Origin of the sequence: Variovorax sp. SG517 (assembly GCF_013376045.1) — a bacterium.
GTDB lineage: Bacteria > Pseudomonadota > Gammaproteobacteria > Burkholderiales > Burkholderiaceae_C > Variovorax.
Genome location: NZ_JABMJG010000012.1, coordinates 45490 through 57194 on the forward strand (window position 1 = coordinate 45490; position 11705 = coordinate 57194).

Below are 11705 nucleotides of genomic sequence, written 5' to 3' on the forward strand. Positions count from 1 at the left end.
CCGCACGGAGCACGTGCGCGTTGCCTGAGCGCTCACGCGCTGCGTGACATGGCAACCTTGTGCAGAAGCTCGATCAAGATCATTTGCTCGCCCTTGGAGAGGTTGCCGAGCGCCTGCTGCTCTCCTTCGATGACCGACCGCGTCGCGCTGCTCGCAAGGGTGGCGCCGGTCGGGGTGGTGCGAAGGTGCTGGGCCCTGCGGTCCGTTGCGTGCGGCGTGCGGCGGATCAACTCTCGCCGTTCGAGCCGTTCGAGCCATGCGGCGATGTTGGGTGCCGTGACCGCGAGCGCCTTCGCCAGGCGGGCGGCCGACACGTCGGGGTTTTCGTGGATCAGGCACAGCACCGTGAACTCGACCGGGCGCAGGTCGAAAGGTGCGCCCACTCGCTCGGCGAACACTGCGTCGGTGACGATCGTCGCCTGTGCGAGCTGATAGCCGAGCACGTGATGCAGGGACGCTTCGACCAGCCGGCCGGCTGGTGTGGCGTCTACCGGATTGCTTCTGTTCTTGGGCATTCCGGGCATTGTCGTTCGGCCTCCAAGTGATTCACTGCCTGATCTAACTGAATCAGGGGTCGTGCTGGGAATGCAAACTGCTTAATGGAAAACCATAACTGGTTATCTTTGATAGTTAAGTAGATTAACTAATTGGCGCTGAATCCAGGCGTCAAAGGAGACATTCTTGAAGACCTCTGCATCCCTGATATTTGTCGCTTCGTTGCTGACCGCCTGTGGCGGAGGAAATGGCGGTGGCAGCTTTCTCGCCTCGTTCCCCGCGACCGGCACGCCGACGAGCACCCCGCCGGCCGGCAACGGCAATCCCGTGACGCCTCCTCCCGACAATCCGGCGCCGCCCGTCGAGACACTGCCGGTGCTCGGCGCGGCCACCGGCGCGGCGCTCATCGATTGCGCCTCGCTCGCCGGCTTCACCTTTGCTAACACGACCATCACCGCAGCCAATTCGATTGCCGCCGGCGCTCTGAGCGTCGCAGGCAAGCCGGTAGGGGCGCACTGCCAGGTGCGCGGATCGATGTATCAGCGCACGAGTCCGGTCGATGGCCAGAGCTATGCGATCGGCTTCGAGATGCGTTTGCCGGTGAACTGGAACGGGCGGTATTTCTATCAAGCCAACGGGGGGCTCGACGGCAGCATCGGCACTGCTGCCGGGCCGGTGGGCGGAGGCGGCGTTCTGGACAACGCGCTGAACAAGGGCTTCGCCGTGATCAGCTCCGACGCGGGGCACGCGGCACCCACGCCGTTCTTCGGCATCGACCCGCAGGCCCGCCTCGACTACGGCTACCAGGCGGTCGGCAAGCTCACGCCGATGGCGAAGGCGTTGATCGCGTCGGCCTACGGAAAGGGCCCGGACCGCTCCTACATCGGCGGTTGCTCCAATGGCGGGCGCCACACGATGGTCGCCATGTCGCGCTATGCGGACGACTACGACGGCTTCCTGGTGGGCGACCCCGGCTTCCGGCTTCCCCTTGCGGCCTCCGCCAACATCGTCGGCGCCCAGAACTACAACGCCCTGGCAACCACCCCGGGCGATCCGGGCACGGGCTTCACGCTGGCCGAACGCACCCTGGTCTCCAACGCAGTCCTTGCCAAGTGCGACGCCCTCGACGGCACAACCGACGGCATCGTGCAGGACACCGGCGCATGCCAGGCGGCTTTCTCCATCGACCGCGACGTTCCCACCTGCAGCGGCTCGCGCGATGGCACATGCCTCTCTGCCGACCAGAAGCTTCGCATCGGGCAGCTCTTCGCGGGCGCGCTCGACGGCGGCGGAAAGAAGATCTATGCGAGCTTTCCCTTCGATGCAGGCCTGAACACCACCGGCTGGTCGTCGTGGAAGTTCTCGAATTCATTGAACCTCGATTCGGGCGCGGTCGCCTTCGTCTGGCAGGTGCCGCCCGAGAACCCGTCCGGCTTCAATGGCCCCAACTTCACGCTCACGGCCAACATCGATTCGATCCTCGCGAAGATCACCTCGACCGACGGGCTCTACACCGAGAACTCGCTTTCGTTCATGACGCCGCCGAACCCGACCGATCTGAGCCGCTTGAAGAAGCGCGGCGCCAAGGTCATGGCCTATCACGGGACGAGCGATCCCATCTTCTCGAGCGACGACACGCAGCACTGGTATGACCAGCTGACCGCGGCCAACGGCGGCGATGCATCCAACTTCGCGCGCTTCTATCGGGTGCCCGGAATGAACCACTGCTCCGGCGGCCCGACCACCGACCAGTTCGACATGCTCGCTCCGCTCGTCAACTGGGTGGAGAAGGGCGAGGCCGCCGATTCCGTCGTCGCTTCGGCGCGCGGTGCAGGCAACGCGGGCGGCGTGAACGGGGATGTTCCCGCAGGCTGGTCGCCCACCCGCACCCGGCCGCTCTGCGCTTACCCGAAGGTTGCGCGCTACAAGGGCACGGGCGATATCGAGAAGGCCGAGAGTTTCAGCTGCCAATGAAAGGCTTCGCGGCTGGTAGCACTCGGCCCGTGAGCGAACTGCGTGGCCGTACTGCGCCCGTCACGCCGAATGAGGCGTGATCGGGTTTAGCAGCCCGAAGCAACCTCTGCGACGCAATCGACCCGCTTCGGCGGGTTTTTCTTTGCCCGCCGGCATGTATTCCGCGCGTAGCGTCAACGGCCTCAGGGCATCCGGCCAGTGGCGAGTGCGCTCGCCCAGTCCGGCCTGCCATTGGTCATCGCAAGCGCCGCCATGCTCGCGTGGTCGTAGGGCACTGAGATCAGCGTCACAGCCCAGCTTTCGTTCGCCAGCCGCTCGACGATGGCATAGCGCGCATCGGGCGAGCCCGTCTCGACGACGTGCGGATGCGGGTGGATGTCGTCATAAGCCTGCAGCCCGACGCTGCCCGGATTGACGATCAGCTGCCCGCCAGAAGCGCGAACCACGCGCGGCACGTGCGTGTGCCCGCAGGCGACGAGCCGTACCTGCGCATCGACCGTGCCGAGCCGCGCATCGATCTCGGCCATCGTGGCCGGCCTGAGCAGCGAAGGCTCGACCGTCTCCAGGAAGTAGTGCAGATCGCTGTCGGGCGTGCCGTGGCACAGCAGCACCTCGGCGCTCAATCGCAGGCTGCGTTCGAGCGAGGCCATCCACGCGAACTCCTGAGGGCCTAGTCGCGCGTGCGCGAACTCGTCGGACGCGCCGCGTTTGCCGGCAGGAAGGGTGAGCACCTGGCGCTCGTGGTTGCCCGCGAGATGCGTCCAGTCCTGCGCCATCAGGAAACGTGCGGTTTCCAGCGGCATCAGCGGGCCGGAGAGGCTGTCGCCCAGGTTGACGACGGTATCGACGCCGCGGCGGCCGACGTCATCGACGACGGCTTCGAGTGCGGGAAGGTTTCCGTGGATGTCGGAGACGATGGCAATGCGCATGTGCCGATTCTGAGGGAATCGCGAACCGAGTCGCCGCCACGAACACCAATGCCGAGTCGCACGGCTGCGAGCCAACTGCATGGCTATACTGCGCCCGTCACGCCGAATGAGGCGTGATCGGGTTTAGCAGCCCGAAGCAACCTCTGCGACGCAAGCCGCAGTCTCCGCAGGACCTGCGGCTTTGTCATTCGTGCTTCCAGTTTTGGCGGCTCGGATGGGAGGGCTCGCGCCCTGCCGGTTTCTCGCAAGAGGTTGGCCGGTCTGCTAACCCGTCCGAGCTGCCGCCTCGTTTAGCAGCGGGTGTGGCGGTTTTTGCAAATCGCAACCTCTGGAGGTCTTCCGTGACCAAGTCTGCCCGCGTGCTCAAGCACGCGCCGAAATCCGATACCGCTTCAACGCCGAAGCCGGTTCATCCCCATTCAAACGCAAATGCCGAGTCGGCTGCCCTGCAGGCGGGCGACGACGTCGAGGGCATTCGCCAGGTGCACAGCGCCTACGTGTGCCTCGAAAAGCTCGTCGTTCCGATGCAGGTGAACGAGCGCGAGGAGATCTATCCGACGCGATCCGAATTCGGCGCGCTGTTCCGCCTGGTCAACGAGGAGCTGCAACGGCGAATCGAAGCTGCGGACAGCACGATCAGTTCTCTGCGCGATGCTCTGGGGAAATCAGTCAATCCGCCCCAGGCCGCCACACCTTCGCCAGCGCCGCCAGCTTGCCCCTGAACCCCAGCCTGTCGTTCGACAGCGCATCGATGAAGTCCGAGAGCCGCTGCGACTTCACCATCGTGTAGATCGTGAGCCAGGTCGTGGCGACGAACACCACGCCGAACCACACGGCCTTGCGCCACAGCGGCGCCTCGGCCTCTGCCAGCAGGTTCATGCCGAGGAAGCCGGTGGTGATGGTGCCGATGAGGCCGAAGAGCGTGACAACCGTGAGCCGCACCACGGTGGCGGCTTGGCGGCGCAGGCTGTCGGCGTCGAGGTACGTGTTCATGTCGGCGATGCGCGCCTTGACCTCGTCGTAGAGCGGATCGAGCCCGAGGTGCGTTGCGCACATGTGGGAGAGGGCGCGCACCTGCGCCTGCTCGGAGATCTCGTGGAACCAGTAGCGGTGCGTGAAGCGCAAGAAGCGCTCGAAGCTCGCGCGGATGGCGCGCTTGAACTGCTTCACGCTCGGCGTGCTGCGGATGTCCAGCCGCTTCAGCGCTTCCACCAGCTGGTCGGAGAACATCAGCAGCGAGGCCTTCTGGAAGTGCGCGATGAGGAACAGCAGGAAGTGCTGATGCCTGAACTGCGCGAGCACGCCGCGGTCGCGGCAGCAGAAGAACTCGGAGCGCGCGTCGCCCACCACGATGAGCGCGTGGCCGTTGCACAGGTAGCGCGTGTTGGGTGCGGCGCCCGCGTTCACCCAGAAGCGGTCGTAGCAGTACTTGTGCTCGAAGTCGGCGAGATGATGGTCGGCGTAGGGCAGGTGTGCGTCGGTGGCGCCTGCGCCGGTGACGAGCGCCAGCCGCACGAAGTCGTCGCGCGTGAGGCGGCGCGGATCGTCGAGCGACAGATATGCCATCACCGGCATGCGGTAGTACTCGATCTGCCGGTAGCGCAGAACGCCCGCGTCTTCGGAATGGTCGCTAACGAGCGGCTGCATCAGGTAGGCCCAGTGCGCGGCGATGCGCGGTGCGCGGTGCTGCGCCACGTGCGAGAGAAAGGCCTCGCGCTGCTGCGCGTCGGAGCTCGCGAGCACGCGGCCGTCGACGCCCAGCCATTCGACGCTGGTCATGCAATGCAGCGCCGAACCGTCGGCTTCCCAGCCCGAGGGGTAGGCGCGGCCGAAGCGGTAGAGGATGTCCTGCGCCTGCGCGAGGCTCAGGTCGCTCGCGCCGACTTCGAGGTTGAGCATCACCACGTCGACGTCGAAAAAGAAGTAGAGGTCGCAATGGATCACGTCGAGCGTGACCGGTGCATCGCCCGGCTTCGACACGAGGCGCACGGCTGCGACGTCGTGGCGGCGGAAGATGCGCATGGGCGAGTCGCCGTCGCTCCCGTCGCCGTTGCCGCGCGAGCGGCCCTCGCCGTAGAGGAAGCGCTGCACGTACGGCAGGAAGCTCACGAACTCGTTGTAGTGCCGTTCGTGGAAGCGGCTGCTGTCGCCGGTGTATTCGTCGACCTCCTCGCGCCAGGGCGATGCATCGCCCATCTCGCGCAGCACGTGCCATGGCGCGTGATGGTGGCCGGCGTGCGGCGCGGGCATCAGCCGCAGGGGCCAGAGCAGCGCCTGCCTGAAGTGCTGCACGGTGGGCGCGCCCGTGGGGAGCGCATTCGCCTCTGTGGGCATGTTGGCCGCGGGTGGATTCAGCATGGCATTGAAGTAGGCAGAAGGTGGGACAAAACGACCACCTAGGGGAATCCCTATGAAATCCTGAAACCGGTTTCATATAAGCTGCAAGCATTGCTTTCAGGGTCTGCGCGCGTCTGCGCCGCGCAGCTTCAGGGTCCGCCCACCATGAACTACCAGTTTCAATTCGACGCCGTCTTCGCCGCCTGGCCGCTGCTGCTCAAGGGCACGTGGATCACGATCCAGCTCTCGCTCGTTGCCACGGTGCTGGGGCTGGTGGTGGCCATCTTCTGCGCCTGGGGCAAGACCTCGGGCCCGGGCTGGCTGCGCTTCATCATCAATGCCTACATCGAGGTGATCCGCAACACGCCCTTCCTCGTGCAGCTGTTCTTTTTCTTCTTCGCGCTGCCGGCCATCGGGCTGCGCTGGTCGCCGCAGACGGCCGCGCTGGTGGCCATGGTGGTGAACCTGGGCGCCTACGCCACGGAAATCATCCGCGCGGGCATCGAGTCGATTCCCAAGGGGCAGATCGAGGCGGGCAGGGCGCTGAACCTCAAGCCCTGGGAGATCTTCCGCTTCGTCATCATCAAGCCGGCGCTCAAGGCCATCTACCCGGCGCTCACGAGCCAGTTCATCTTGCTGATGCTGAGCTCGGCGGTGGTGTCGGTCATCTCGGCCGACGACCTGACCTCGGTGGCGGCCAACCTGCAGTCGCAGACCTTCCGCAGCTTCGAGATCTACATCGTCGTGGCCGCCATCTACCTCGCGCTGGCACTGGCCTTCTCGGCCATGTTCAAGCTGATCTACAAGCGCACGCTCAACTACCCGGACCGCCGCTGATCACCCAGAGACACAGACGACGGACGGAGCAACAACACCATGCGCACCTTCGGCTTTCCCGAATTCCTTTTCATCCTCGAAGCGGCCAAGTGGACGCTCGCGCTGTCGGCCATCGCCTTCGTGGGCGGCGCGATCCTGGGCCTGGCGCTGGCGCTGATGCGCACGTCGGAGTCGACGTGGGCGCGCGGCGCGTCGACCACCTTCATCCAGGTCTTCCAGGGCACGCCGCTGCTGCTGCAGCTGTTCCTGGTGTTCTTCGGCGCGCCGGTGCTCGGGCTGGACATCAACCCGTGGATCGCCGCCGGCGTGGCGCTCATCCTCAACAGCGGCGCCTTCCTCGGCGAGATCTGGCGCGGCTGCATCCAGGCCATTCCGCGCGGGCAGTGGGAGGCGGCGCAGGCCCTGAACCTCAAGTACTTCGACCGCATGCGCGACGTGGTGCTGCCGCAGGCCTTGAAGATCGCGCTCGCGCCCACGGTGGGCTACCTGGTGCAGATCATCAAGGGCACCTCGCTGGCGGCCATTATCGGCTTCGTGGAGGTCACGCGCGCGGGGCAGATCGTCAACAACGCCACCTTCCAGCCGCTCATCGTGTTCTCGGTGGTGGCGGCGATCTACTTCGTCATCTGCTGGCCGCTGTCGCTGCTGGCCGCGAGCATGGAGCGCAAGCGCGCCCGGGCCCTGGCCCGCTAAGCCCCTTTCGCTTTCTTGGTTCTTCGTTTTTCGTTCTTCGTTTCTCTTTCTTCCTCAGGAGACATCCAATGACCCGTACCACCTCGCGCCGCGTCGCGCTCGCAGCCCTCGGCCTCGGCGCCGCCCTCACCGTGTTCGCTCCCTTCGCCTCGGCGCAGAGCGTGGCCGACATCAAGAAGAAGGGCGAGATCACCATCGGCATGCTGGTCGACTTTCCGCCCTACGGCACCACCGACGCGAAGAACCAGCCCGACGGCTACGACGCCGACGTGGCCAAGCTGCTGGCCAAGGACTGGGGCGTGAAGGCCAACATCGTTCCCGTGACCGGCCCCAACCGCATTCCCTTCCTGCTGACCAACAAGGTCGACCTGCTGGTGGCCTCGCTGGCCATCACGCCCGAGCGCGCCAAGCAGGTGCAGTTCTCGCAGCCCTACGCGGCCGCCACCATCGTGCTGTACGGCGCGACCAAGACCCCCATCAAGGCCGCTGGCGACCTGAAGGGCCTGCGCGTGGGCGTGGCCCGCGCCTCCACGCAGGACGTGGCCGTGACCAAGGCCGCCCCCGAAGGCACCGAGATCCGCCGCTTCGACGACGACGCCTCCGCCATGCAGGCACTGATCTCCGGCCAGGTCGACGCCATCGGCTGCTCGGTGACCGTCGCAGCCCAGATCGCCAAGCGCGTGCCGGCCAACACCTTCGAGAACAAGTTCACGCTGGTGCAGCAGTCGATGGGCATCGCGATGCGCCCCGGCCAGGAAGAGCTGCACAAGGCGGTGAACGACTTCGTGCAGAAGAACACCGCCAATGGTGAGCTGAACAAGCTGTATCAAAAGTGGCTGCAGGCAGACCTGCCCAAGATGCAATAAGCAACCCCGAGGCTGAAGGAATCCTGGCATGACGACGGAATCGATCATCCGCATGGAAGCGGTCAACAAGTGGTACGGTGAATTCCAGGTGTTGACCGGCATCGATCTGTCGGTGCGCCAGGGCGAGCGCATCGTGATCTGCGGGCCCTCGGGCTCGGGCAAGTCCACGCTGATCCGCTGCATCAACCGGCTGGAGACGGTGCAGAAGGGCCGCATCGTGGTCGACGGCATCGACCTCACGGCCGGCGGCAAGAACGTCGATGCGGTGCGTGCCGAGGTGGGCATGGTGTTCCAGCAGTTCAACCTGTTCCCGCACCTCACCATCCTCGAGAACTGCACGCTCGCGCCGATGCGCTCGCGCGGCATGACGAAGGCGCAGGCCGAGGAGGTGGCAATGAAGTACCTCCAGCGCGTGCGCATTCCGGAGCAGGCCAACAAGTATCCGAGCCAGCTCTCGGGCGGCCAGCAGCAGCGCGTCGCGATCGCGCGGGCGCTGTGCATGGCGCCCAAGATCATGCTGTTCGACGAGCCCACCTCTGCGCTCGACCCCGAGATGGTCAAGGAAGTGCTCGACACCATGATCACGCTGGCCGAAGACGGCATGACCATGCTGTGCGTGACGCACGAAATGGGCTTCGCCCGCAGCGTGGCCGACCGCGTGATCTTCATGGCCGAAGGAAAGATCGTCGAGCAGGCGCCGCCGCAGGAGTTCTTCGGCAACCCGAAGGACGAGCGCACGCGCCAGTTCCTCGGCCAGATACTGAGTTCGCACCAAAACCACTGACCTGCCCACTGATGTCCTTCGAGGTTCTCGTTTCCCTTTCGTCCTTCGGCGCGGCCGAGGTGGGGCGGCACGGCCAGCTCTGGTGCTCGCAGCTCTCTCGCGCGGCGGGCGCCGACTCGGTGGAAGTGCGCGGCGAGATGCTGCGCGACGCCGATGCGGAGCTGCCTGCGCTCAACGGTCTGGCTTCGGTCTACTCCAGCCCCGAGGGCTTGTGGGCCGAGGGCGGCTGGCTCGACAGCGCCGCGCTCAAGCGCGGCATCGCCGCCGCCACGCGCGTGGGCGCGAAGCGGCTCAAGATGTCCATCGGCGACTTCCGGCCCTCGTCTCACGGCTCGCTGTGGGGCCTGAAGGTGGAGCTGGCCGAAACCCGCGTCGAGCTCCTGATCGAGAACGACCAGACCGTGCGCGCCGGCACGCTGCCGGCGCTGCAGGCCTTCTTCGACGCGGCCGACCGCGCCGGCCTGACGCTGGGCATGACCTTCGACATGGGCAACTGGCACTGGCTCGGCGAATGCCCTCTGCTGGCCGCGCAGGCGCTGGGCCATCGCGTGCGCTACGTGCATTGCAAGGGTGCGCAGCGCCTGCCGCACAAGTGGGTGGCGGTGCCGCTGGGCGATTCGGTCGCGCCGTGGCGCTCGGTGTTGCGCGCGCTGCCGGCCGACGTGCCGCACGCCATCGAATACCCTCTGGTGGGCGACGACCTGCTGGCCGTTACCCGCGCACAGATCGACTTCATCCGCGCCGCACGCGCATAGAGACGAATAAAAACATGACAGAACCCACCGCCTTCGACGTCGCGCTCTTCGGCGAGGCCATGCTGCTGCTGGTGGCCGACCGGCCCGGGCCGCTGGAGGAAGCGCAGTCCTTCCACAAGCGCACCGCCGGCGCCGAGACCAACGTGGCCATCGGCCTCTCGCGCCTGGGCCTGAAGGTGGGCTGGGCCAGCCGGCTCGGCACCGACTCCATGGGCCGCGCGCTGCTGGCCGCGATGCGCGCCGAGGGCATCGACTGCTCGCACGTGATCACCGACGCGACGCAGCGCACCGGCTTCCAGTTCAAGGGCCGCGTCACCGACGGCAGCGACCCGCCGATCGAATACCACCGCAAGGGCTCGGCCGCGAGCCACATGGGCCCGGCCGACGTCGACGAAGCATGGCTGCGCTCGGCGCGCCACCTGCACGCCACCGGCGTGTTCGCCGCCATCTCCGACACCAGCCTGCAGGCCGCGCTCAAGAGCATGGACGTGATGCGCGCCGCCGGCCGCACCATCTCCTTCGACACCAACCTGCGCCCCACGCTGTGGTCGTCCACCGAGACCATGCGCCACTGGGTCAACGAACTCGCCTCGCGCGCCGACTGGGTCTTGCCCGGCATCGAAGAAGGCCTGCTGCTCACCGGCCACAGCAAGCCGGAAGACGTGGCGAAGTTCTACCGCGAGCGCGGCGCCAAGCTGGTGGTGGTCAAGCTCGGCGCCGAGGGTGCCTACTACGACAGCGACGTGGCCGGCACCGGCCGCGTCGACGGCTTCCCGGTGAAGGAAGTGATCGACACCGTGGGCGCCGGCGACGGCTTCGCGGCCGGCGTGGTGAGCGCATTGCTCGAAGGCCGCAGCGTGCCCGACGCCGTGCGCCGCGGCGCATGGATCGGGGCGCGCGCCGTGCAGGTGCTGGGCGACACCGAGGGCCTGCCGACGCGGGCGCAACTCGAAGAAGCGGGGCTTTGACGACCATGACGAAGAAGAACGTGCTTGTCTTCCGGCCCTTGCCCGAAGACCAACTGGCTCGCCTGCAGGCCGTGCATCACGTGGTCGTGGCCGATCCGCGCAAGGAGCCCGAGGCCTTCGCCGCCGCGCTGCGTTCCGCGCACGGGCTCATCGGATCGAGCCACCCGGTCGATGCCGCGCTGCTCGACGGCGCGCCGCAGCTCGAAGTGATTTCCAGCGTGTCGGTCGGTGTCGACAACTACCCGCTGGCCGAACTGCACAAGCGCGGCATCGTGCTGTGCCACACGCCCGACGTGCTCACCGAGACGGTGGCCGACACGGTGTTCGCGATCCTCATGGCCACGCAGCGCCGCGTGGTCGAGCTTTCGACCATGGTGCGCGAGGGTCGCTGGACCAAGAACATCGGCGAGGAACTCTTCGGCACCGACGTGCACGGCAAGACGCTGGGCATCCTCGGCTTCGGCCGCATCGGCCAGGCCGTGGCGCGCCGTGCGGCGCTGGGCTTCGGCATGCCGGTGCTGTACCACTCGCGCCGGCCGGTCGATCTGGCAACGCAGGCGCCCGAGCTGCAGGGCCGCGCCACGCATACGCCGCTGGACGACCTGCTGGCGCGCTCCGACATCGTGCTCGCGATGCTGCCGCTGACCGATGCCACACGCGGCATGATCGACGCCGCCTTCTTCGCGCGTATGAAGCCCGGCGCAGCCTTCATCAACGGCGGCCGCGGCGCCACGGTGAACGAAGAGGCGCTGCTGAATGCGCTGGACCACGGCACGCTGCGCGCCGCCGGCCTCGACGTGTTCGCGAAGGAACCGCTGCCTGCCGATTCGCCGCTGCGCACGCATCCGCGCGTGACGCCGCTGCCCCACATCGGCTCGGCCACGCACGAGACGCGGCACGCGATGGCCGAACTGGCGACGACGAACCTGCTGCAGGTGCTGGCGGGCGAGAAGCCGACGGCGCCGTACGACACGGCGAGCGCATGACCTTCGCCGGCTGTTTCTCCCTCCCCCGCTGGGGGAGGGCAGGGGTGGGGGCAAGCGGCGCAACCATTGGGCGCCCTGCTT

At 66.8% G+C, this 11705-nt stretch carries 12 protein-coding genes; 9 read left to right on the forward strand and 3 right to left on the reverse strand.

The genetic code is table 11. The annotated features are described in order from the left end of the window. Positions 1 to 32: 32 nt before the first annotated feature. Positions 33 to 515 (reverse strand): MarR family winged helix-turn-helix transcriptional regulator, encoded by a 483-nt coding sequence (locus FHT32_RS29995; RefSeq protein WP_176668200.1) that lies wholly within the window; start codon positions 513 to 515, stop codon positions 33 to 35. Between the two features lie 166 nt (positions 516 to 681). On the opposite strand from FHT32_RS29995, the gene FHT32_RS30000 reads away from it, so the two are divergent. Beyond that, positions 682 to 2469, forward strand: a complete 1788-nt coding sequence (locus tag FHT32_RS30000) for a tannase/feruloyl esterase family alpha/beta hydrolase (RefSeq protein ID WP_176668201.1) — start codon at positions 682 to 684, stop codon at positions 2467 to 2469. A 182-nt stretch (positions 2470 to 2651) separates the two neighbouring features. Here the strand turns inward: FHT32_RS30000 and FHT32_RS30005 are convergent, their stop codons facing one another. After that, positions 2652 to 3398 (reverse strand): metallophosphoesterase, encoded by a 747-nt coding sequence (locus tag FHT32_RS30005; protein ID WP_176668202.1) that lies wholly within the window; start codon positions 3396 to 3398, stop codon positions 2652 to 2654. A gap of 341 nt (positions 3399 to 3739) precedes the next feature. Here FHT32_RS30005 and FHT32_RS30010 point away from each other — a divergent pair, with 341 nt between their 5' ends. Next, the gene (locus FHT32_RS30010; RefSeq protein ID WP_371132286.1) at positions 3740 to 4120 is read left to right on the forward strand and encodes a hypothetical protein; all 381 of its coding nucleotides are present in this window, start codon (positions 3740 to 3742) and stop codon (positions 4118 to 4120) included. On the opposite strand, the gene FHT32_RS30015 is transcribed toward FHT32_RS30010, so the two are convergent. Beyond that, positions 4068 to 5756, reverse strand: coding sequence for a CorA family divalent cation transporter (locus FHT32_RS30015; protein WP_256099220.1), 1689 nt, complete (start codon positions 5754 to 5756; stop codon positions 4068 to 4070). The two genes, FHT32_RS30010 and FHT32_RS30015, sit on opposite strands and share 53 nt — an antisense overlap. A gap of 144 nt (positions 5757 to 5900) precedes the next feature. On the opposite strand from FHT32_RS30015, the gene FHT32_RS30020 reads away from it, so the two are divergent. From FHT32_RS30020 to FHT32_RS30050, 7 genes are all read left to right on the forward strand, one after another. Beyond that, positions 5901 to 6572: an amino acid ABC transporter permease gene (locus FHT32_RS30020; RefSeq protein WP_126021763.1), complete on the forward strand. Its 672-nt coding sequence runs from the start codon at positions 5901 to 5903 to the stop codon at positions 6570 to 6572. Positions 6573 to 6611: 39 nt separating this feature from the next. Further along, positions 6612 to 7265 carry an amino acid ABC transporter permease gene (locus FHT32_RS30025; protein ID WP_176668203.1) on the forward strand — a complete coding sequence of 218 codons (654 nt, stop codon included), beginning with the start codon at positions 6612 to 6614 and terminating at the stop codon, positions 7263 to 7265. Between the two features lie 68 nt (positions 7266 to 7333). After that, complete coding sequence (locus tag FHT32_RS30030; RefSeq protein ID WP_176668204.1) at positions 7334 to 8131, forward strand: transporter substrate-binding domain-containing protein; 798 nt, start codon at positions 7334 to 7336, stop codon at positions 8129 to 8131. Positions 8132 to 8159: 28 nt separating this feature from the next. After that, positions 8160 to 8915, forward strand: a complete 756-nt coding sequence (locus FHT32_RS30035) for an amino acid ABC transporter ATP-binding protein (RefSeq protein ID WP_176668205.1) — start codon at positions 8160 to 8162, stop codon at positions 8913 to 8915. A gap of 11 nt (positions 8916 to 8926) precedes the next feature. Then, on the forward strand, positions 8927 to 9670 hold the full coding sequence (locus tag FHT32_RS30040; protein WP_176668206.1) for a sugar phosphate isomerase/epimerase: 744 nt from the start codon (positions 8927 to 8929) through the stop codon (positions 9668 to 9670). Positions 9671 to 9684: 14 nt separating this feature from the next. Next, entirely contained in the window at positions 9685 to 10638 is a 954-nt protein-coding gene (locus FHT32_RS30045) for a sugar kinase (protein WP_176668207.1), read from the forward strand. Positions 10639 to 10643: 5 nt separating this feature from the next. Next, on the forward strand, positions 10644 to 11624 hold the full coding sequence (locus tag FHT32_RS30050; RefSeq protein WP_176668208.1) for a D-glycerate dehydrogenase: 981 nt from the start codon (positions 10644 to 10646) through the stop codon (positions 11622 to 11624). The last annotated feature ends 81 nt before the right edge of the window (positions 11625 to 11705 follow it).

What these genes read in the sequence shown, in the direction of transcription:
- FHT32_RS30030 (WP_176668204.1), top strand. Translation starts at nt 7,334, where the DNA reads ATGACCCGTACCACCTCGCGCCGCGTCGCGCTCGCAGCCCTCGGCCTC.
- FHT32_RS30040 (WP_176668206.1), top strand. Translation starts at nt 8,927, where the DNA reads ATGTCCTTCGAGGTTCTCGTTTCCCTTTCGTCCTTCGGCGCGGCCGAG.
- FHT32_RS30045 (WP_176668207.1), top strand. Translation starts at nt 9,685, where the DNA reads ATGACAGAACCCACCGCCTTCGACGTCGCGCTCTTCGGCGAGGCCATG.
- FHT32_RS30005 (WP_176668202.1), bottom strand. Translation starts at nt 3,398, where the DNA reads ATGCGCATTGCCATCGTCTCCGACATCCACGGAAACCTTCCCGCACTC.
- FHT32_RS30015 (WP_256099220.1), bottom strand. Translation starts at nt 5,756, where the DNA reads ATGCTGAATCCACCCGCGGCCAACATGCCCACAGAGGCGAATGCGCTC.
- FHT32_RS30035 (WP_176668205.1), top strand. Translation starts at nt 8,160, where the DNA reads ATGACGACGGAATCGATCATCCGCATGGAAGCGGTCAACAAGTGGTAC.
- FHT32_RS30020 (WP_126021763.1), top strand. Translation starts at nt 5,901, where the DNA reads ATGAACTACCAGTTTCAATTCGACGCCGTCTTCGCCGCCTGGCCGCTG.
- FHT32_RS30025 (WP_176668203.1), top strand. Translation starts at nt 6,612, where the DNA reads ATGCGCACCTTCGGCTTTCCCGAATTCCTTTTCATCCTCGAAGCGGCC.
- FHT32_RS30050 (WP_176668208.1), top strand. Translation starts at nt 10,644, where the DNA reads ATGACGAAGAAGAACGTGCTTGTCTTCCGGCCCTTGCCCGAAGACCAA.
- FHT32_RS29995 (WP_176668200.1), bottom strand. Translation starts at nt 515, where the DNA reads ATGCCCAAGAACAGAAGCAATCCGGTAGACGCCACACCAGCCGGCCGG.